This is a genomic window from Puia dinghuensis, from assembly GCF_014642875.1.
Taxonomy (GTDB): Bacteria; Bacteroidota; Bacteroidia; order Chitinophagales; family Chitinophagaceae; genus Puia; species Puia dinghuensis.
Genome location: NZ_BMJC01000002.1, coordinates 336,756 through 357,830, shown reverse-complemented (window position 1 = coordinate 357,830; position 21,075 = coordinate 336,756). Strand labels below are relative to the sequence as shown.

16 protein-coding genes are annotated in these 21,075 nt (G+C 56.1%); 3 read left to right on the top strand and 13 right to left on the bottom strand.

What is annotated here, in order from left to right; all coding sequences use genetic code 11:
* Positions 1 to 45: 45 nt before the first annotated feature.
* From IEY39_RS09720 to IEY39_RS09690, 7 genes are all read right to left on the bottom strand, one after another.
* Positions 46 to 2,325 (bottom strand): outer membrane protein assembly factor BamB family protein, encoded by a 2,280-nt coding sequence (locus tag IEY39_RS09720; RefSeq protein WP_188930940.1) that lies wholly within the window; start codon positions 2,323 to 2,325, stop codon positions 46 to 48.
* A complete protein-coding gene (locus IEY39_RS09715) occupies positions 2,315 to 3,616 on the bottom strand; it encodes an aminotransferase class V-fold PLP-dependent enzyme (RefSeq protein WP_188930938.1) in 1,302 nt (433 codons plus the stop codon). The genes IEY39_RS09720 and IEY39_RS09715 overlap by 11 nt, the downstream gene beginning before the upstream one ends.
* A gap of 62 nt (positions 3,617 to 3,678) precedes the next feature.
* Positions 3,679 to 3,840, bottom strand: coding sequence for a DUF6520 family protein (locus IEY39_RS09710; protein ID WP_188930936.1), 162 nt, complete (start codon positions 3,838 to 3,840; stop codon positions 3,679 to 3,681).
* Positions 3,841 to 3,982: 142 nt separating this feature from the next.
* Positions 3,983 to 5,134: a family 20 glycosylhydrolase gene (locus tag IEY39_RS09705; protein WP_188930935.1), complete on the bottom strand. Its 1,152-nt coding sequence runs from the start codon at positions 5,132 to 5,134 to the stop codon at positions 3,983 to 3,985.
* A gap of 20 nt (positions 5,135 to 5,154) precedes the next feature.
* On the bottom strand, positions 5,155 to 6,480 hold the full coding sequence (locus IEY39_RS09700) for an ATP-dependent DNA helicase (protein WP_188930934.1): 1,326 nt from the start codon (positions 6,478 to 6,480) through the stop codon (positions 5,155 to 5,157).
* A gap of 32 nt (positions 6,481 to 6,512) precedes the next feature.
* Positions 6,513 to 7,535: an acetamidase/formamidase family protein gene (locus IEY39_RS09695; RefSeq protein WP_188930933.1), complete on the bottom strand. Its 1,023-nt coding sequence runs from the start codon at positions 7,533 to 7,535 to the stop codon at positions 6,513 to 6,515.
* Positions 7,536 to 7,566: 31 nt separating this feature from the next.
* Entirely contained in the window at positions 7,567 to 7,989 is a 423-nt protein-coding gene (locus tag IEY39_RS09690; protein ID WP_188930932.1) for an acyl-CoA thioesterase, read from the bottom strand.
* Between the two features lie 67 nt (positions 7,990 to 8,056).
* Here IEY39_RS09690 and IEY39_RS09685 point away from each other — a divergent pair, with 67 nt between their 5' ends.
* Positions 8,057 to 8,638 carry a hypothetical protein gene (locus IEY39_RS09685; RefSeq protein WP_188930931.1) on the top strand — a complete coding sequence of 194 codons (582 nt, stop codon included), beginning with the start codon at positions 8,057 to 8,059 and terminating at the stop codon, positions 8,636 to 8,638.
* On the opposite strand, the gene IEY39_RS09680 is transcribed toward IEY39_RS09685, so the two are convergent.
* Entirely contained in the window at positions 8,586 to 9,971 is a 1,386-nt protein-coding gene (locus IEY39_RS09680) for a S41 family peptidase (RefSeq protein ID WP_188930929.1), read from the bottom strand. The two genes, IEY39_RS09685 and IEY39_RS09680, sit on opposite strands and share 53 nt — an antisense overlap.
* A gap of 204 nt (positions 9,972 to 10,175) precedes the next feature.
* Between IEY39_RS09680 and IEY39_RS09675 the strand changes: the two genes are divergently transcribed.
* Positions 10,176 to 11,159, top strand: a complete 984-nt coding sequence (locus IEY39_RS09675; RefSeq protein WP_188930927.1) for a hypothetical protein — start codon at positions 10,176 to 10,178, stop codon at positions 11,157 to 11,159.
* Between the two features lie 152 nt (positions 11,160 to 11,311).
* Positions 11,312 to 14,176, top strand: coding sequence for a CHAT domain-containing protein (locus IEY39_RS09670; protein ID WP_188930925.1), 2,865 nt, complete (start codon positions 11,312 to 11,314; stop codon positions 14,174 to 14,176).
* Positions 14,177 to 14,503: 327 nt separating this feature from the next.
* On the opposite strand, the gene IEY39_RS09665 is transcribed toward IEY39_RS09670, so the two are convergent.
* The 5 genes from IEY39_RS09665 to IEY39_RS09645 form a co-directional block, all read right to left on the bottom strand.
* On the bottom strand, positions 14,504 to 15,295 hold the full coding sequence (locus IEY39_RS09665) for a tetratricopeptide repeat protein (RefSeq protein ID WP_188930923.1): 792 nt from the start codon (positions 15,293 to 15,295) through the stop codon (positions 14,504 to 14,506).
* 10 nt (positions 15,296 to 15,305) lie between these two features.
* Positions 15,306 to 15,908, bottom strand: a complete 603-nt coding sequence (locus tag IEY39_RS09660; protein ID WP_188930921.1) for an RNA polymerase sigma factor — start codon at positions 15,906 to 15,908, stop codon at positions 15,306 to 15,308.
* Positions 15,909 to 16,095: 187 nt separating this feature from the next.
* Positions 16,096 to 17,262, bottom strand: a complete 1,167-nt coding sequence (locus IEY39_RS09655; protein ID WP_188930919.1) for a hypothetical protein — start codon at positions 17,260 to 17,262, stop codon at positions 16,096 to 16,098.
* Between the two features lie 241 nt (positions 17,263 to 17,503).
* Positions 17,504 to 18,838: a hypothetical protein gene (locus tag IEY39_RS09650; protein WP_188930917.1), complete on the bottom strand. Its 1,335-nt coding sequence runs from the start codon at positions 18,836 to 18,838 to the stop codon at positions 17,504 to 17,506.
* Positions 18,839 to 18,898: 60 nt separating this feature from the next.
* Positions 18,899 to 21,070: an alpha/beta hydrolase family protein gene (locus IEY39_RS09645; RefSeq protein ID WP_188930915.1), complete on the bottom strand. Its 2,172-nt coding sequence runs from the start codon at positions 21,068 to 21,070 to the stop codon at positions 18,899 to 18,901.
* Positions 21,071 to 21,075 lie beyond the last annotated feature (5 nt).

Genomic DNA, 21,075 nt, shown 5'->3' with positions numbered 1-21,075 from the left:
AAGCGGGATCCCTCTGTAATTTACTGAATTTTCTGTATGGGCGCATCAAGGCAAGGCAAAGGCCATGATAGTGCCGGAGGGATGCCGGGCGTCGCCGGAGACGGAGAGGACGAGGTATTGTTTCCCGTTCCGCATATAGGTGCAGGGAGTGGATGAGCCAATGCCGGCTAATGTGGTTTCCCACAGCAGGTTACCGTGATCTGTATCGAAGGCGCGCAGCTTCCGGTCTTTGCCGCCTGCGATGAATACCAGTCCGCCTGCGGTGACTATGGGGCCGGGCGAGCCGGTGAGGCCTGTGGGCTGGCCGTTCTTTTGGTCGTTTTTGGGGGACAGGAGGCTGTCGTTGCCTACGGGTATCTTCCAGCGATAGTCACCGGTGTTGAGATCGAGGGCGATGAGTTCGCCCCATGGGGGTTTGATGGCGGGATAATTGCCGGCGCGGAAGGGGGCATAGGCTAAGATGTTGAGCCAGGTGGAGGCGGTGCCGGCGGGCTGTTGGGATGGGGTTGATTGCGTTGGAGTTGATTGCCTTGGAGTTGTTTGGTTCAGGGTTGTTTTGGCGATGGCCGAGCGGTTTTGGACGATCTCCTGAAGATCGTCTTCCTGGCGGATCAGCTTTTTGTTTTGTGCGGACAGAAGAAAGGTGGCGACGAGGGTTTCTTTTCCTTTTAGTATGCCGCCGAATGGGGGCATTTTTCCGCCGCCCTGTCTGATCTTTTCGATCACTTGTTGCCGTGACCTTCTTTTTTCCAGGCCGATGAGCGAAGGGTAGAGGGGTTCGTCGCCGGTTCTGTCTTCCTTGTGGCAGCCGCTGCAATACGTAAGATAGACGGTGCGGCCGGAGCGAAAGGGTGATGTGCTGGCTGCAGGTGTGATCTTTTGCAGCTGGTCGATCTCCGGGGAGTTGTTCGATTTGAGGTAGAGGATGCCGGTGGCCGGATCACAGGCGGCGCCGCCCCATTCCGATCCGCCGATGGTGCCCGGGAGGTTGAGGGCGCCTTGGGTAGATGGCGGGGTGAACAGTCCTTCATAGCGCAGCGACCGGAACTGGCTTACCAGCGAATCGTGTGCGCCGCGGGAGAAATCGGTGAGGTCGTCTATGGTCATCGACTGCCGGGCGTAGGGCGCGGGTTTCAATGGAAAGGGCTGTGTCGGCCAGGCTTCTTCGCCGGGGATGGTGGAGGCGGGGACCCGGCGTTCTTCAACGGGAAACAGGGAGCGACCCGTCTCCCGGTCAAGCACGTAGAGGAAACCGACTTTGGAGGTCTGCGCCACGGCGTCGATGGGTTTGCCATCTTTGTTGATAGTGACGAGATTGGGTGGAGCGGGAAGGTCGTAGTCCCAAAGATCGTGATGGATGGTCTGGAAATGCCAGACATGTCTGCCTGTCGCTGCATCGAGTGCGACAATGCAATTGCCATAGAGGTTCTGGCCTTTGCGGTCGGCGCCATAAAAATCATAAGAGGGGGAGCCAAGTGCGAGAAAGACGAGACCTCTTTTTTCATCGAGGCTCATGCCTGCCCAGTCGTTGGCGCCACCGGCATATTTCCATGCGCCGGGAGGCCAGGTGTCATAGCCGGGTTCGCCGGGGAGGGGGATCGTGTGGAATGTCCAGACCAGTTTTCCGGTTTCGATATTGTATGCCCGGACATAGCCCGGTTGCGCACCATAGAGTTCAGATACTTCGTTGCCGATGATGAGCAGATCGTGATAGACGATGCCGGGGGAGGTAGGCTTTATAGAAATGGTGTTGGGATCGTCGCGCATGCCGGGGTTCATGCTGACGCGTCCGTGGTCGCCGAAGGTGGGGATGGGCTTTCCTGTGCGGGCGTCGAGGGCAAAGAGGTTGTCGCCGCCGGTGAAGAGGATGCGGCGATCGGTGTCGTGTTGCCAGTATGTGACGCCGCGGCTTACGCCGCCGCCTTCTCCGCCGTCAAAGGGGTCGAAGGTCCAACGTTGCTTGCCCGTGGTTGCCGAGATGGCGTATACGCGGTGGCGTGCGGAGGTGGCGTAGAGGGTGCCGTCGATCTCGATGGGATTGCATTCGCTGTTGCCAAAGCGGGAGTCGGGAAGGGCGTCGGCGGGGTCGAAGGTCCAGACGAGCTGAAGGGCGGTGACGGTTGTTTTGTTGAGTTGGGTCAGGGGTGAGTAGCTGGTGCTGCGTGCGTCGGCTTTGTATATGGGCCAGTCAAGGTTGCCGCCGCTGCTGCGATGGTTGCAGGCGGGGAAGAGGACTGCCAGGCATATAGAGAGCGTAAGCAGGGCGCCAGGCCTCGAAGACTGTAGGGAGTTAGACTGCGAAGACGGAAGGCAGCTAGACCGCATGTGTCAGCACCTCTTTTACACGTTGCACGACGATTTCGACCTGGTCGGGGCGCAGCAGGACGACACCGATGAGGAGCTTGTCTTCGTGGACACCGGTGACGATGCTGGGATTGCCGTCCTGCAGGGTCTGGCGGACTTCTTTGGGGGTGATCTTAAAATGCTGACGATCCCAATCTACGATCAGGTTGGGGAAGGCGTTGGCGGGACCGGGGTTGGTCCAGATCTCGGTTTTGAGGGTTTGGAGCGGGGCGAGGCGGGTGGCGATGTGTTTTGCCCGATCGAGCCATCCGTTCCATTCTTTTTGGTGATCGCGATCGAGGTACGATTTCAGGGCGGCGTACATGCCGAACATTTCTTCCTTGTTGACTTTCATCGGGCGGCCGATAGGGGCTTCGTGGGGGCTGTGGTTGAGCTTGGCGGCTTCGATGAGGTCTTTGCGGCCGAAGAGCAGACCTGCGCTTTGCGGACCGCGGATCATTTTGCCGCCGGAGAAGGTGACGAGGCTAAAGCCCATCTTCTGGTATTTGAAGAGGTTTTCTACCGGTGGAACATCGGCAGCGGCGTCGAGGAAGGTAGGGATGTTATGCCGGCCCGCGATGGCGAGGAAATCTTCGTGGGTGATGCTATGTTTTTCTGCCGCGTTGAAGAAGAGGGCCATGACGGTTTGGGGAGTAAACGCTTTTTCCATCTCGTCGGGGCCTTCTACCTCTACGATGCGGGCGCCTGTGGTAGTGACGGCCTGATCGAAGAGATAGCGGTGGCTTTTTTGCATGATGACTTCGGCGCGCGGGCCGGGGAGGTTGGGGATGTTTTTTATTTTGTCTTTGTCGGTGCCGGTGATGCAGGCAGCGGTGCCGAGAAGGATGGCGCAGGCGGCGCCGGAGGTGACCATGGCGGCTTCTACTTTTAGCAGTTCGGCAATTTTCGCTCCTACCTTATCCTGGAGTTCGAACATATTGGCGAAGTCGTGGGCGGTGGAGTTGATCGCTTCGAGTACTTCGGGCAGCATGAGCGATCCGGAGAGGAAGGTCATGGTGACGTCGGCGTTTATGATGCGGCGGACGCCGAGTTCGGCGAAGAGGTCGCGGGTGACGGCCGGGGGGGTGTGGGCCGCTGCGGCGTCGTGGCCTTCGCCGGGGGTGTTGCCGGCGGTTGGAAGCTTGGCGCCAGGAGTCCTGGCCGGATCGGTTTCGGGTAAGGGTTCCCGGGTGGCTGCCAGCGCTGCGCTGCCGATGGAAGTGGCTGCGAGGGGCAGCAATGAAAGTCTTTTTAGGATATCCCGGCGATTCATGGCGAGTAGTTTGGTGTGACCAAATATAATTTTTATTTGGCGGGTGTGCAAAAAATTTGCAATTAGAGTGCCGTTTTTTTGCAATTAATATGCCGGGGGTGGGCGGAAGAGGCGGATGGGGTTGGGTGATCGGGGCGGCCTGGTTTGTTTTCCCGGAGAGCGAAGGCGCCGGCTACGGCGATGATGACAGCGGAGCTTGTTAGGATAAGTTTTAACTTTTTCATGAGATGTAAGGTTTACACGGCAGATTATGCAATATCCCGTAGTACGCCGCATTGATGGTTCAGTGAGGGCGTGCGGTCGAGTTCGCCGAGACCGAATCAGGCTCCATAAGGACTATGTGGTGCAGTTTGGGGTATGTTCGATTTAGGGTGTATGATCAATGCCGAGGGAGTCGATGTGTTGGAAGACGTCACGGAAGCATTGCCAGGCGGTATTGGGGCGGGGGGCGCCAGTTTGGCCGATGCCGTAATAGCCGCTGAGGAAGAAGCGGGTCTGGCTCCAGGTTGTTTCGACGATGCCGGAAAAGCGGGGCTTCATTTCGGGGGTTGAGCCATCGCGGAAGCGGACCATGTCGTCGACCTGGGTGATGCCGTACCGGGCGTTGCGCCAGGGGCAGGTGACCACCTGGAAGCCTTTCATGGCGAAGTATACGGCGGTCTTGTCGGGGCGATCGTAGTGCCAGTCGCAGATGACGACATCCTTTGGAATGAGATCGATGGCGCGATAAGTGTTGTTAAAGCTTGCTTCCCAGATGCCGAGACCAGTGGTTTTGCCATCGAGGAGACGGTCGCCCCAGATGAAGAGCTGCCGTCCTTTTTGGGCGAGGTGATCGTGGATGGTGCGGACCTCATCCGCAAACAGGACGGAGGGGTCGTGGCCACCGCAGCGGGGACATTTGCTTTCACCGATATAAAAGACTTCGTCCATCCCTGCATGAAAGGCGGTACATTCAAAGGCGTCGCAGAGCTCGTCGATGACGGCGAAGAGCACTTCATGAATCTTTGGATGGAGGGGGCAATAGCTGCGGCAGTAGAGGTTGTCCTCGTTGGGCCAGACATAATGTTCGGGGTTCTTTACCCAGGGGGTCTCGTCAAATTCGGGATAGGCCTGTAATAGCTTTCCGGGGTGCTCTTCCCAGCCCTGGTGGCCGAGCAGGTTGATCTGCGGGATGATGCGGATATGATGTTGGGCGCAGGCGCTGACGATCTTTTTTACCTCTGCGTTGGAAAGGGCGAAGCTGTCGATGAGTTCGGGATGGGTTTTAAACTGGTAATGATAATCCACCAGCAACAGTAAGGTGTTGACCTTGCGTGGCGCGAGCTCCTCGTGGATGAAATGTACGAAGGAGTCGAGGCCGCTGGGGCGGGGCAGGTCGATGCAGAAACCTCTCACGGGCATCATGCTGTCGAGCGGATGCTGCGCCTGCGCGGGATGCGATTGTTGCGCCTTTGCGGGATGCGGCTGCGCTAGAAATACGGTGACGGCGGCAAGGGCGGAAAGCAGATAGATTCTCATAGTGGGAAGGTACGGATTTCTCAGGCGGCGGAGCCGGAATTGGCGTGGGTGGTGATGAATTGTTGTACGCCGGGGTCGAGGATGAGGTCTTTGCGGCGGATGGGGGTTTTGAGGATGATGCCTTCGAGGCTGGTGCAGCGGCTGAGGGCGACATAGGTCTGGCCATGCGTGAAGGCTCCGGGGCCGAGATCGATGATGACCTGTTCGAAGGTTCTGCCCTGGCTTTTGTGGATGGTCATGGCCCAGGCGGGGCGGAGGGGAAACTGCGTGAACGTTGCGGCGGCGCCGGGCTCGATGTTTTGTTGCTGGCGGTTGTAGCGGTATTCGACTATCTCCCAGGTGGCGCGCTCAACGGGATAGGAATGTTTCCCGATGCGGACGGTGATCTTGTCGCGGCCGATGCGGGTGATGCGGCCCAGGCTGCCGTTGACCCAGCGTCGTTCGGGGTCATTCTTCAGCATCATCACCTGTGCGCCTTTCTTCAGGATGAGGATGGGATCGGCGGGGCAGGAGTTGGGGTCTCTGTTGCCGTCGGTAGCGGCTTCGAAGCGATGGGGCTTGCCCGGCAGTCCGGCCATTCTTTCGGTGTTGATACTGTCGGCTACCTTATTAGTGGTAGTGAGGGTGAGGCGGATGTCGTCCGGGGGGATGAGGTGGCCGGGAAGATAGCGGGTATTCAGCACCGAGAGCTGATCGTCGGTGATATTGTTCTCGCGGATGGCGTTGAGCAGCTGTTTGAAGGTTTCGTCCTTTTGCCGGAAGATGGTTTGGAGCTGGATGTATTGTAGTTGGATGTTATTGAATACCCGGGCGTTGAAAAAGCAGTGGCCGCCGAAGCGAGATTGGAAGTAGCCGGTGAGGTCTTTGTTGAGGGTGGGGAGAAGCTGGTATAGGTCGCCAAAGCAGATGAGCTGGACGCCCCCGAAGGGGGCGTCATTTTTTCTGTATAATTTGAGCGTATGGTCGATAGCGTCCATGACGTCCGCGCGGACCATGGAGACTTCGTCGATGATGATGGTGTCGAGCTTTTGAAAGAGAGGAGCGCGTTCGGCATCGGGTTGGATATGGTGTGGTTCGACTACTTGCAGCGGAAGCCGGAAGAAGGAGTGGATGGTTGCTCCCCGGACATTGAGGGCGGCGATGCCGGTGGGGGCGAGTATGACGTGTCGTTTTTTTGTTTGTTGGCGGAACCAGGTGAGCAGAGTGGATTTGCCGGTGCCGGCTTTACCGGTGATATAGACGCAGGAGTTGGTGTGTTCCATCCAATGGAAGGCTTGCCGGAATTCTTCGGTGATGACGAGGCGGGGATTTGCCTTCCCCAGGATAAGGTTGAGAAGCGATTTCATATGGGTGTGAGATAAAAGGCAATGAAGTTAGACTATTTTTTTTTAAAAATGTTTTTTGGCAACATGACGTGGACGCCGACGTTGCCGTCCACGAGTTCGGTGATGTCGACATCGGCGGCGACGCTGCAGAGCATGTAGGCATCGGTGCGGCTCATTTGTTTTTCTTCCATCAGCCAGGCGATCATTTCCCGGACGGCGATGTGGGTGGCGGCGTTGAGGTCGCGGTCGCAGCCCATGGTGATGATGTGGGTGGCGGTCTCGGCGCGGGGCCAGTGCAGTGACTTGCCTTTATGGACGATGAATTGCAGTTTCCCGATGAGGGAGGTTTCGATGGCGGTGATGTCTACTTCGCCGTTGCCCTGGGCGGCATGGCCGTCGCCGATCTCGAAGAGGGCGCCTTTTACGAATACGGGGTAGTAGATAGCAGTGCCGGCGACGAGCTCTTTGTTATCGAGGTTGCCGCCATGGATCCACGGTGGGGCGCTGTTCCACCGGCCGGCTTCTTTTGGCGGGGCTACGCCGAGGCTGCCGAAGAAGGGATGGAGGGGGATATCGATGCTGTCGGACCAGTGGCCTATCATCTTTTTTGCGTCGAGGGGGATGATGCGCATTTTGCGATCGAAGATCTCGTCGGAGAGGAAGCCGGCTACGCCGATGGCATTATACCCATACGGGATGGCGAGATCGATAGATTGGAGCCTTACTTCGAGGATGTCGCCGGAGTCTGCGCCTTCGATGTAGATGGGGCCGGTGAGGACGTGACCGCCGGGGCCTTTGTCTTTTACCGATTGGACGTCGCGCAGCTGCTGTTCGACCTGGGCGGCGGGGACACCTGCTGCTTCCAGCCGATCGGGGTTGGAAGTAATGAGGGTGTGGACTTTTACGAAGTCGCCGGATCTGATGGTCAGCACCGGGGGCGTTTCAGACCAGTAGTGGCCCCAGGCTACGGTGGTGAGGGTGGGTTCGAGGATATATGGGTTTGATTCCGTGCCTTGCTGGGCGAGTGTGGCCAGGGTGAGAGAGCAAAAACAGCTGATGAGGCCAAGGCGTAACATGCGCTTTGTTTTGGTATACGTAAATATACCGCTAAAGTTCGCCGTCCCATTCGGGGACATCCGCTAATTTTTCCGTTAGTGCCTCCGGCAGGAAGGGGCGACCGCCGGTGGAGCGGACACATGTGCCGGAGAAGACGGCTTTTGTGACGATCTTGTTGTTGAGCAGGATAGTTTGTTTGAAATGGAGGACGGCTTTGTTTGTTTTATCCCGGAGGGGGCTGCAGGTGACCTGGAAGGTGTCGCCTTTTTTTAGCGACCGGACGAATTGGAGGGTATAACGGGAGAGGACCATGTTGACGCCGTTGCGGGCTTCGGTTTCGAAGTCGAAGCCAAGCACCTCGCGGATATATTCGTGGCGGCAGTATTCCATATAGAAGGGGTAATAGAGACCGTCGACGATGTTTTGAATGTCGATGTGTTCATCGTTTACCGTGTAGGTTTTTACGTATTCCATTGGAGGATTTTTATAGCTGGCAAAGGTAGGGGGATGTGTAGTATATTCGATGCTAAATTTTGGTTTGATGCAGGCAATTGAAAAGGTTTTGGGTTTATTGGCGGGGATCGTTATCGGGAGTGCGCAGGTGATCTATATTATCAATACGGTGACGCGGAAGGTGCGGCCGCATGTGTTGTCGTGGACAGGGTGGGCTTTTTTGATGGGGACGAGCCTGGTGTCGCAGATCGTGGGGAAGGGGTGGCAGTGGAGTATGACGGGCATCCTTTGTTCGACCGTGGGGTGTCTTACCATCGGGATGACGGCATTGGTGAGCCGCAATTATTCGCTCGAGCGCAAGGACTGGCAGTATGTGGTGTGGAGTGCGCTTTGCGTGAGCATCTATCTTTTGTCAAAAAATCCCTGGGCGACGACGGTGTTTGCCATCGCTGCCGATGCTATCCTCGGGGTGCCGACAGTGATGAAGGCGTGGCGCGACCCGGTGTCGGAGAAGTCGCTGGCCTGGGTACTTGGGGTGATCTCATCAGTGCTGGCGCTGGTGATCTGCGTGGGACACGATTGGATCTACGTGCTGTTCCCGGCGTATTTGGTTTTATTTAATGGGGTGATGATGTATCTGACGCGGGTGAAGCGGGTTGCAGCGATTTGAAGCTGAGGCCGCCATTGCTCCAGTGCATATTGATACCGGTGATCTTTCCGGACGGGTCTTTTACGAATTCCACTACCACATTCTCATCGAGTACGTAGTTGTCGGGTGATATATACAGCAGCTTGAAGACCTCGCCGCCCCTTTCGGCGTTCTTACAGTAGAGATCGCCTTCGCGGACATAGAAATCCAGACCACCCTGGTAGACGCCGGTGTAAGGTGCAAGCGTGGCGGGATCGGGCTTTTCTTTCGATTGCCGAGCCTGGATATTATTCAATTGCCATTGGGCCCTTCTTTTTTCCTCTTCTGTTGTTGCCTTCTGCAGCTGTGCGGTGAAAATAGCGGCTTCCGCCGTCTCCAAGGCCTTATCCGAGGTGACGGGGATATCCGGGTACACCCCCGTACCTTCCCAGTCGGTATGGGTATAAGGGTCTAAGGAACGGGCATGGGGAATGCTGGCTACAAAGCCAAAGCCGACGTTGTACGCTCCCGTTGGATGAGCACCGCCGCCCGTAGTATCGCCGACGACGACTGCCCGGTGGATGCTTTGCATGCCGTAGGAAAAATCTTCGGCGCCGGAGAAGGTGCGTTTGCTGGTGAGAATATAGACCGGCATCTGCAGGAGCGTGCTGTCGGTCTTTGCAGGGTCTGTCCAGAGTTCGTTTTTTCCACTGCTGCGGTTGATGATGTCCATCATGTGTGTTCGTACCGGGAAAAAATAGCTTTCTGCCCGGCTGACCATGAACGGGCTGCCACCGCCGTTGGTCCGCATATCGATGATCAGGGCATTCGTATGGGCGACGAAGCGGAAGGCGCTGGTGAACGTAGCCATAGCTTCATCCGCAAGACCCGTAAAATGATTGAATTTCACATAGCCGATGTTGCCGCGAAGGATCTCTACTTTTTCGAACCCAAAATTGGCTTCCCCCTCCTGGACCAGCGCGTGGGCATAGCCGTCTTTTTGCCGCTGGGCGGCCCCGGTGGTATCGGTATTGGCCAGCTGCCTGGCAAACTGGGGTTGATATCCAAGGTGCAGGTGACCGTCATGGTGGGCTTTTTCGAGATCGCGCCAGAGCCGCTCGGCCAATTGCTGTGGGTTTTTGATTTCCGCATACGCGCCTTTCCGGTATTCCGTTTCCAGGTACGCGACCATTTTTTGCGCCGTATCGGGGAAGATATAGTGTTGGCCCAGCGAATGGCGGAGGCTATCGATGAGCGAGTGAACGATGGCGGGCGTGATTACCAACGGCGTGTTGCCGGGTTGCTCCTGGGCGGTGCAAAAAGTACAAGTTGCAGATAGTAAGGCTGCAACCACATAGAAGAGAGGCTTTTTCATATTTCGGTCAGGTTTGGTGTATGATGCAAAAATCTGCTTTTTACCTAAAAAGGGCATTGGAAAGGTGGGGATTGATTGTCAATTGTTTGTGAAAAATGTGGCCGGAGGCGGTTACGAATCAGAAAGCGGTGGTTACCAAGATTTAGTAAAGCCAGGATTATTTACTATTTTGTTAAGTGTTACCCTTTATCTAAATGCCTACTTATGAAAGCTATTCCGTGGATTGCCTTACTTCTTGTGATCGCGGTAGTTGCGTGCCAAAAGGAAGTGTCGGTCGAGAGCGATGCGAACCTGCGGGCGCTGATGGGTGCACCGGGCGGGTTACCCGGGAAGCATGACTCGACTGCGTCGAAGCATGACTCGACTGCGCCGAAGCCTGCGGATACGACGAAATCGGATACTGCGACTGTTCCGACGCCGCCATATCCCCAGCATACGTCGAACAACAACAATTCGACGGGGACCCAGGCGCCTTCCTGTCCCGCGCTTCCTATTTATGGTGATACCATTGTTTTCCCACAGCCTACGGCGGGTGACGATATCATCAAACCGGTGAACAATCCCGGAACGGGTAAGTATTTTAGCTGGCCCGTTGGTATGGTGCTGGACCAGAACAGCGGCGCCATCGACCTGACCCAGAGCCAGACGGGTATGAAGTATATCATGGGATTTGTGCCGGCGGGGACGACGGATACCTGTTTGAGCACGCTGATCATCGGTGGTGCGGCGTATTTTGACAGTGTATATGTGTTTGCCGACAGCGAGACGATGGCTGCGCCTTATTTCGAAGCCAATCCCTATCTTCCTTCGGTGTGTGCCAATGGTGGCTGTACGTTTGACGTGACGGGGTCGGCGGCTGCGCAGAAGGTGATCGTTAATTCGACGACGGGGGTGATCGATCTGCAGAAGACGTTGAATGGAACGGGGCTGCTTGGCGGGGCGTTTGGACTGTTGCCGGTTAGCGGGTCGTCGATCACTACGACGATCTATTATAAGATAAATTATGGTAGTAATAATGCGTTGCAGCAGATACAGGTGCAACTGATGTATTATGACAAGAAGTCGCTGATCGGTGCGGGTTTGTTGGGCGGACTGGTCAATAAGCTGAATAATGTTCTGAGCGGGAATATTATTTCGACATCGACGAACCCGCGGCCGCCGTTGGTGATTATGACGAGATATAACTAGTCGTTAAGCTTCTATCACGGATAAGAGAGCGAGGGATGTCAATCCTTCGCTTTTTTTTGTGGCTGGTGCAGGCGCAATAAGGCCGGGGTGGCGGCGTTGTAGGACACATGTCGAGGGGGATTGCTTTATTGATGGGGGCGTTGATCTTGCGCATGCCCCTGATGGCTTCACCGGGTGGGTCTGGTGGCGACGGGCTTCTTGCGCTGTATCGTCATGCCGACAGTCTTTACCATTTGAACCAGTCCACTCCGGCCAATGACAGCCTGGCCCTGGCGGAGTTTACCGTTGTTGCCGATGTGCTGGAGAAGGGGGGTAATCATGGCGGCAGTGATACATTGCTCACCGGGGCGCTGCTGAAGAAGGGTATCCTCCTCGATGCGGGTGGGGATTATGCCCGGGCCAGGGTGGCTTATTGCCGCGTATTGGGTTATCATCCGCCCAATGATTCGCTGATTTTTGTAACCTCTGTTCTTGTGGGGACGGTCTATTACAACCTGGACCGGTTCGATTCGGCAAGCTATTACCTGTTGCGGGCGGAGTCGGCGTCCGGCAGGTTCAAGGACCGGGATAACAGTGTTCGGCTGTACAATACCCTGGGTGCGTTGTACTGTGATAACGGGAATTACCGGCAGGGGAAGAACTATTTTGACAAGGCCCTCGAACTGGTGCGGGGGGTGAGGGTGTATGATACTGCGGCGGCGGTTAGTCTACAGATCAATATAGCGACAGCTTCTTTTCGTGTCGGTCAGTATGCGGACGCGCTGGCGATCTACCGGCAGCTGCTGGGTTACCGGCCGTTGCGCGATTATGTGTATGAGAATATGGGTCGCGCCTATGTGGGGATGGAGGATTACCGTTCGGCAATGGACTGGTTCAGGCGGGTGAAGGTGGAGCAGATTCCGGGGGTGTTGAACGAGATGGCGAATGCGGAGCTGCATATGCACCGATTGGATAGTTGCGAGTGGTTTTTGCGGCGGCTGCGGGAGGTGGTGGCGGCGTCCGGCGGGAAGAGTATGCCTGTGGGGGCGGTGGCGTCCGACGGGAAGACTGCGTCCGGGGCGGCAAGGGTGCATCCGCTGGATATGGGGGTGAATGCTTTCTATGCGGCGGCGGAGTTGAATGAGCGGGGGGATCTGCCGGGGGCGTTGGCGTCGGTGCAGCAGGCGATAGGGCAGTTTGCCGGGAGTATAAATAAGAAGGATGCTTATGGTAACCCCACGAATTTTACGGGGGCGTTTGCGTATTACCGGTTGTTCGATGCGCTGGTGTTGAAGGCGGAGTTGTATGATAGGGTGAAAGACCTGGCGGCGGCTTATGCGACATATACGGCGGCTTTGTCGCTGTTGCGTTATATCGAGAAGAGTTATGCGACGGATGAGGCCAAGCTGTTTTTGAAAAAGAAGAGTGCGCTGGTGTATGCGGAGGCGTTGTCGGCCTGTCTGCGACTTAGTATATTGCATCCGAATGGCGATTACCTGGAGCAGGCGTTCCTTATCGGGGAGAAGAGCAAGGCTTCGGTGATCACGGCCAACCTGGAAGAGACGGCGTTTATGGGCGTGGCCGGGCCGGAGCGCGATCTGTTGCAAAAAGTGAACAACTGCAAATATCGTATCGCCCGGCTCGATGTGAAGAGCGAGGGGATGACAGACTCTGCTGCGCTGGCGGCGATGACGCGGGAGAAGGAAGGCGATGAGCTGGAGCTTTCGCGGCTGCAAAAAGCGTTGGAAAAGGATGGGGAGTACTACCGTGTTAAATATGGCGATGAGGGTGGGACGGTTAGCGATCTGCAGGGAGAGCTGACGGCCAGCCAGGCGTTGGTGAGTCTTTATGTGGCGAGGGATGTGCTGCATGTGTTTGTCGTGACAAAGGATGGGTTGCGGCATGTGGCAGTGGATTCGCTGGCGCAGTTGGAGAAGGATGTGGAGGGATGGCTGGATGCGTTGAAGACGACGGGTAATGGGCATCGCTTCTCGGGTGGGGAGATCGGCCGGCGGTTGTATACGAGGCTGGTGAAGCCGATACGAGAGACGACAAGAGGGAAGACGGAGTGGGTGATCGTCCCTGATGGGGTGTTTGCGCTGTTGCCGTGGGAGTCGTTGTATGCGGATGAGGAGGGGAAGCAATGGCTGGTAGAGACGACGACGATGAGTTACCGGTTTTCTTCACGATTGTTGAATGCAGAGGGCGGTGCGGGGATGAAGGAGGGGGTGTTGGCGTTTGCGCCGTTTGCGAGTGCGGGCGACGGCGGTGCAACGAGTGCGGGATCCGGCGCGGCTGGGGCAGTTGGAGGTGGAAGCGGCGCGGCGACGGGGGGCGGCGGGAGTGTCGGTGGGGAGGTTTTTCAGCGGCTGCCGGCGTCGCGGGAGGAGATTGCAGGTTTGCCGGGGGTACAGTACCTGGACACACGCGCTACGAAGCAACAATTCCTGGCGGCTGTCAATCATTATCCGATCGTGCATCTGGCTACGCACGCGGTTTCTTCGATGGACGATGCGGCGGCTTCCTTTATAGCCTTTTATCCCGCGGGGCGCGGGGTAATGGATGACCGGTTGTATCTGGAAGAATTATATGGTCTGAACCTGCGGTCGACGCGGCTGGTGATCATCAGCGCCTGTGAGACGGGGCAGGGAGAGGTGGCGCCGCAGGAAGGGGTGATCAGTCTTGCCCGCGCTTTTGCCTATGCGGGGTGTGGCAGTACGATCAACAGTCTCTGGAAGGCGGATGACCAGGCTACGTCGGCTATTTTGGGCCGATTCTATTATTATCTGAAGCGGGGGGAGACGAAGGCGCGGGCTTTGCAGCTGGCGAAGCTGGATTATCTGAAAAGCGATGCGATAGATAAGAGCCCTGCTTACTGGGCCCACCTGGTGCTGACGGGCGATAGTGGTGCGCTATATCCGAAGCGGCGCTGGATCTTGTGGGCAGTGGAGGGTTTTGCTTTGCTGGTGATGGTGACGGTTGCGTGGAATTGGAAGAAGTGGGAGAAAAAAAGCCGGCGAATTGGAAATGCTTTTTAGTAGAGTTAAAGGAGGTACTTTCTGGCCTTAATGGGATATCAAGTTTTAGCATTTACAGGTTCTTCTGGTCTTCGCCGACTTTTTTTTCATGGTGTCGTTTTTCAAGGATAGCAGTTTTAGAAACGGGTGGTTTTTCGCGGATGGTTGGATGTTGTGATAATGGATTTTGCGGTTTTTGTGGATGTTTGGATTGGCGGTTTTTCGCGGAGGATTGGCTTTGCGGTTTTCGGTGGATGTTGGTGGTTTTTCGAGGATGATCGGAGATCAGGTTCTTCAGGCTTATATTAATTAGTAAGAGACGGAGGACCGGATGTAACCGGGATAGCCTTATTTATTTTCTTTGTATTGCGCCAGTCTGAGGTCTAAAAAGGACATTTTCATGACTTTTTCGTGATATTGGTGGTGCTGGTCGGTCAGAATCTTTTCCAGGATGGGCATTGCTTCGTTGATTTTCTTACGCGCCAGCCAGCTGATGGCCAGATAGTATTCGGCTTCGTCCTGGTAGTAGTCGGTGCCTGCATGGCTGTTGACGGCGATGATCTGTTCGAAGTGGCTGATGGCTTCATCGTACTGCTTTTGTTCGAGACAGGCCATGCCGGCAAGGAAGTCGGTCTGGTTGGTGTGGGGCTTTGCCGTGGCGGCGAGATGGCGGACGGTGGTCCAGTCCTTTGCGTTGTAGGCCTGGCTGATGAGGTCTGTATCGCCGGCGCCGCGGGCGGTATTGAGACTATATGATGAGTAATACCGATCGTATAAAGAGGCGGAGCTTACCGAGAGATATTTATAGATGGCTGTGCTGCCGGTGATGATGAGGATGACGGCGGCGGCGCGGAGGGTATAGCGGTAGAGGGTGCGGACCGGCGTTCGGGATTTGGTGGTGACGCCGGGGACCGTTGAGGATGCATCCGCGGCTTGCCCGGCTTTCCACGCGGTGCGGACGGCGGCGACCTGTTGGTTGAGGCCGGCGTCTTTAATCGCGTCGACAGCGAGAGACAGGTAGTTCCATTCCTTTTCTGCTTCGGGATCGTTGGCGATGATGTCGTCGGGAGGGGCGGTGGCCTTGCTCCGGAGGTTTTCATCGAGGTGGTCGATCAGCAAGCGGGTTTGATCTGGTGTCATAGTTTAACGGCTATTTGATAATTTCCTGCATTTGCCGGGCAATGGCAGGATTATCTTTTATAAGCCCTGTCAGTTGCTGAAGGCACTTGTATTTTTTATTTCTTACTACCTGCTCGTTCTCATAGGGCAGGTGGCTAACAATCTCTTTCATCGACATATTCTCATAGTAGAAGAGCAGAAGGATCTTGCGGCAGGATTCTCCAAGGCTGTCTACTATGTCGCGGAGCTGTTTCTTGCGTTCGAGAAGAGAAATATGCTCGGCGATGTCGGGTTCGTTCTGGTCGCGGCCCAGCTCGAATTTCCGGTGGCGCTGGTCGGCGCGATCACGTTTTTTCAGCTCGTTAAACCAGCAGTGTTTGGCGATGGAGGCCAGGAAGGTGCGGACGTTTGATTCCATCCGGAACTTCCCTTTTCGAACGATGTCGATGAAGGCGACGACTGCTTCCTGGAAGATGTCGTCTGCATCCTGTTCGCTTCCACCATAATGCCGGATAAAGGCGCTGGTTGCCTCGGCGTGCTGCCGGTAGATGAACTGGATTGCCCTGTTCAGATCGGTACCGGCACTGATGGCTGCGATGAGTTCGACATCAGTATAGTTGACCTCGGCTTTCATTATATAGTCAATTCAAATGGAGAGGTTGTAACCGTTGGAAGGTATTAATTTTTGTCCTATTATAAACGGAAGAATGGCATACTATTGTATGCCATTCAGTTAGATTGGCCCCTGGGAGGTGGAAACGGGCGCCGAAGGGGTGGGGCCAGGGTGAGGGGGTTTATGTATAGCTGTGATTTACAGGTGGTTATTTTCCCAACATTTCCTTTAGTTTTTGTCCATCGAAATTTGCGCGCAACTGGCGGTCGAGGTCGCTGGCGAGGGGTTCGTTGGGGTCGAAGCGCCAGCCAACGAGGAAGAATTGAGGTTTTTCCTCGCTGAGGGAAGGGTTGAAGCAGGCGGGGTTGGCTTTGACCAGCATGGTAGCGCCGGGCTGACCGTCAGCAAAACCATTGAAAGCAGCTGCCTGGCCGGGGGTAGCCGTAGTTGGCTGGACGCCCTGATCGGTGGTTGCTTCGTTGGGGTCGGCGTCCTGGCCGGCGATGATGGCGGGGCGATCGAGCTGTGCTGCGCCGGTGTTAAGCAGCAGGCTGTCGATGAGATGCAGGGTGCTGCACTGGAGGGCGGTGGCTTTAGTGATGGTTTGCTGCAGGAAGGTTTCGTCGCTGGTATAATGTTGCAGATATATCTTTTTGCGGGCTTCGAGCTCCATACCGCTGTAAAGGGTTTTCAGCTGCTGGAGTTCCTGTTGCTTTTCAGCTTCCTGTTCTGCGGCGGGGCGGATGGTGATCTTGTTGCGCCACTCGGTGGAGATGAGGGTGGTGTCGCGGATCAGTTCCTTGCGGGCTTCGATGAGGTATTCTTTCCGGGTGACGGGTAGGTAGGGAAGGTTGGTGTTGTCGGCGGTGATGAGCCAGAAAGATGTTCCGGTCTGGGGTTGCTGGAAGTAGAGGCAGCCGTTTTGGCTGGTGACGTTAGCCTTGATGGTGAAATAGTAGTTATCGTTGATGGTATAATGTCCGAGAAGGGGGGAGAGATCGTTGGCGAGGATGAGAAGATCGGCCTTTGTGCCGTCGGTTTTCTCCTGGCCGTAGAAGCTGCACTGGGCGGCGAATTTCAACAGGGAGCCGGAGAGTGACCGGCCGGAGAAGTATTCACCGTGCCATACGGCTGCACCGGTGTTGAAACAGGAGTCCTGGAGCAGGCGGATGAGGGCCTGGGTCCTGTTCTTCATGCTGGAAAGTTTATCGTGGGCGATGTGACCGTTGATGAGATCGGGTGTTTTCTCCCAGGCTTGGGCTTTGGGGGCGGGAGTTTCGCCGTTGAGCAGAGAGTCACGGCCGTTTGCGGCAGCGTTAGTGTTGGTCGAGAGTACAATAAGGGCCAGAGTCAAAAGGGTGTAAATACGGTTCATGTCTTGCTTTCTTTAGGGTACGGTCGTCATAGGAAGAAGGAGAGCAAGATTTTTCGGGGGATATGGAGATAGGGGAATGCCCTTATGATTCAATAGGTGGGCCAAAAATGTAAGAAATTGATAATGAGTGAGATGGGGAGTTTTGGGTATGCCGAAGTATTCCCGTGATGGGAAGGGGGCGTCCCAAAGTGAGGGGCGTGGCTGCCCGGTTTGCGGCGGGGCGGATGGGGTTCCCGGCAGTTTAAGGTAGGGTTACGCGGTAGACACCATCGGCGTGGACGGAGATGATGGTATGCGGGTCGAGCTGGAAGTCTTCGGTGCCATAGGGGGTGGAGTAGCAGTGCAGCAGCGTGGTGGTTTTGGTATTCAGATCAAGCTGGTAATAGCCGCTGATGTGGAAGGTGGTATCCCATCCGAAGCTCTCGTAAAAGACGAGGCGGTTGTTGGTGATGCTTGTCTGCCGGGGGATATTAAAGCTGCAGTTGGTGAGGTTGTTGCTTTGATAGATGGAATTGCCATGGGCATAGACGCCGAGGTGACTTTTATAATAACCAACGGGAGGGACGGAATCGGGGAAGATGGGCGAGTACCAGGAAGTGATGGTATATCCGGTGGCGTTGTCGGTGACTTCGATGCCCGCGCTATCGGTGGCAGGGATAAGGTTGTGGAAGGTTCCGGTGATGGGGTCCACTATCTGGTTGCGATAATAGAGGTGATCGAAGTTATTCGTGCCTATTAAGACGAAGTTTACTGAGGAATAGGGGTAGGTGGTCGTCGATGTATCGACAAGGCTGATGAGTTGGGAATTCCCAGGGTAGAGGGGTTGGGTGATGAGAAGATGATTGTCGATGATGCGGGAAATGCGGCTATAGTTTGCGGAGACGAAGGCAACAAAGCTGGTCTTTTTTGTATAAAGGTTATATCGGGCGAGGATAGCCGTGTCGCCGCCGGGGAAACGGCCATTGTAGGAAGAGCCGCTGACCAGGAGCTCGCTGTCGGAGATGGCCCGCAGGACACCGTAGGGAACGCCGCTGCTCGAGTCGATGCTGCCATCTGTGAGGGATAGCCGTTTTGTGATGAGCCAGTTGTGCTCGTCGTCGGTGATGAAAAGGGTCTTGCGCGATGGCGAGATGTCAAATTCATTGAGGCCGAGGCTTTGCGTAAGGGACAACAACTGCTGAAAAGTGAAGGAGGTTATATAGGTGTGGGTATAGTTGCGTAGCGCATAGCGGATGACGATGCCATCGGCGGGTGCGGATTCTACGATGAAGGAATATTGCTGTCCCGGCTCGAAGGGATAGGTGATGTTTGCATTATCGTTGCCAGATTGCCGGGTAACCGGGAATTGGCCGAGGACTGTGGTGTCCTTTTTGAGAAAGACCTGAGCGATGTGGTAGGACGTGGGAAAGGTCAGCTGCAGTTGGTTCGTGGCCAGCGGGGTCGAAAAGAACGGCGGAATGGCGGCGGTGTACTTATAGATGAGGGGTGGGGCGGGCGGAGTAGCCGGTGTGGTGTCGTGTTTGGAGCAGGCGGTAAAGGATAAGGCGGCCAGCAGCAGGAGGTGGTGAATTCTCACTAGATAGGTTTTATCTGACAAAGATAAGGAAGGCGGCCGTAGGCCGCCGTAAAGAAGAAGTTAACGAATATAACGTTGGAAGAATTCCCAGGTTCGCAGCATCTGGTCGATGCGTTGGCGGTTGTCGCCGCTGCGGGTGAGCTCATGGGTAGCGCCAGGGTGGCGGACGTATTCGACGGGCCGGCCCAGGACCTTGAGGCTGCGATAGAGCATTTCGCCCTGGACGAATCCGGTGCGGCGATCGCTCTCACCATGGAAGATGATCAGCGGTGTGGTGATGTTGGCTACATAGGTGATGGGGGACTCGTGCTGAAGGATGGCTTTTGTCGCGGGTTCCCAGGGATAGCCCCCGAAATAGTTGTGCACGAGCCGCCAGGCATTGCCTTCGCCGAAGAAGGTGGCAAGATCGTAGACGCCGCGTTGAGCGCAGGCGGCTTTGAAGCGATGGTCGTGACCGACGATCCAGGCGACGAGATAGCCGGCATAGGAGCCGCCGCTGACGACCAGCCGGGAAGTGTCGGCCCAGCCTTCGGCCACTGTTTTGTCGAGTGCGGTGAGGACATCGCTGGTGGGGCCAGTGCCCCAGTCCTTTATATTCGAGCGCAGAAACTCGAGGCCATAGCCGCCGGAGCCTCGCGGGTTGCAATAGACGACGCCATAGCCTTTTGCACAGAAGAATTGAAACTCGTGCCACATGGAGGCCTCGCCAGGGCCCCACATGGCTGCCGGTCCGCCATGGATGTCGAGCAGCAGCGGGTAGCGTTGCCCCTGGGTGTAGCCCACGGGTTTCATGACCCAGTATTCGATGGTCTGGCCCAGGCTGTTGCGGAACGAATGTTTTTCGGGCAGGACGAGCTGGCGGTGTTGCAGCCAGTCGCCGTTGACCGCGGTGAGGAGTTTTGGCTGGTGCATGGTAGCGTCTGCGGTGTAGAGTTCGGAGGGGTCGGCGACTTCGGTTCTTGCGAAGACGAGACGACCGGCGCGGAGGTCGAAGCTCAATGTGCCGCTGTTGTAGTCGGAAAGCTGTTCAACCTTTTTTGTCGTGAGGGAGGTGCGGTAGAGTGGCGCGCCGCCGTTGGATTGGGCGGTGAAATAGAGATATTCGTTGTCCTCGCTCCATTCGAAGCCGCTGGCGGCGCGGTCGAAGGGGATGAGGGTTGGGATGGTGGCGTTGCCGGCGAGGTTCATGATGTACACCTGGGGAACGGTGACAAATGATGTGGGGCTGACGGTGTAGGCGAGGACGTTACCATTTGGGCTGATGCGGGGATTGTTGAAGACCTTGTCTTTTTCCCCCAGTAGCTTATGGAGGTGGCTGCCGTCGCGATCGGCCATGAAGATCTCGGACTCTAACGCCCGATCTGGATTTTCGGTGGAATCGATATGGACGACGATGACCAGCTTTGTGCCGTCGGGCGAATAGTCGACGCTGTTATAATTATAAAATCCGGTGGTGACGGCTACGGGAGTGGCGCCGGGTTTTAGGGATTGTTCGAACCATTCGGTGAAGACCATTTCGGGGTTGACTTCCATCTCGTCCTGGAAGTTGAGTTTTGTCACCACTTTTGCCTTTTTATCCGTGACATCGTTGTCCAGGTATGCCATGATCTCTTCGAGGCTGCCGTCGGGGTTTGGCTTTGCGGTGGCCGGACGCAGTACGGTTTTGTCGAGGCCGGCCTGTTCGATGGGCCAGGCGGGGAGGGCGTGGTTGGGGTTGAGGACGGAATCCTTTATCATCTCCTTCCAATTGATGCGGGCGGAGAAGAGCAGCTCTTTTCCGTCGGGGGACCATTTTGGCGAAGAAGCGCCATAACGGAAATGGGTAAGCTGGGTGGGTTCGCCGCCGTCAAAGGGCAGCAGGAATACCTGGGGTTTGCCATCTACGGTGCGGACGAAGGCTAGTTGCCGGCCGTCGGGGCTCCAGGCGGGTTGGGTGGCGCTTTCTCTTGTGGTGAGCTGGCGTGGTTGGGTGGCGCCGTCGGTGGATACGATGAAGAGTTGGGTGACGTATTTGTAATCCCATTTGGTGGTTTTGGGAGTGGTGTCGGGTTCTATGGAGGTGAGGGTGAAGACGGCTTTTGTGCCTTCTTGGTCGAGATGGACGTCGCCTATGGTTTTGATCTTGAGGAGATCGGTGACGTGGATGTTTTCTTTTGGGGATTGGGCGTGGAGGGTGGTTGCAATGGTGATGTTAGCGATTGCGGCCAGGGATAGATAAGCGATTTTTCTCATGCGTT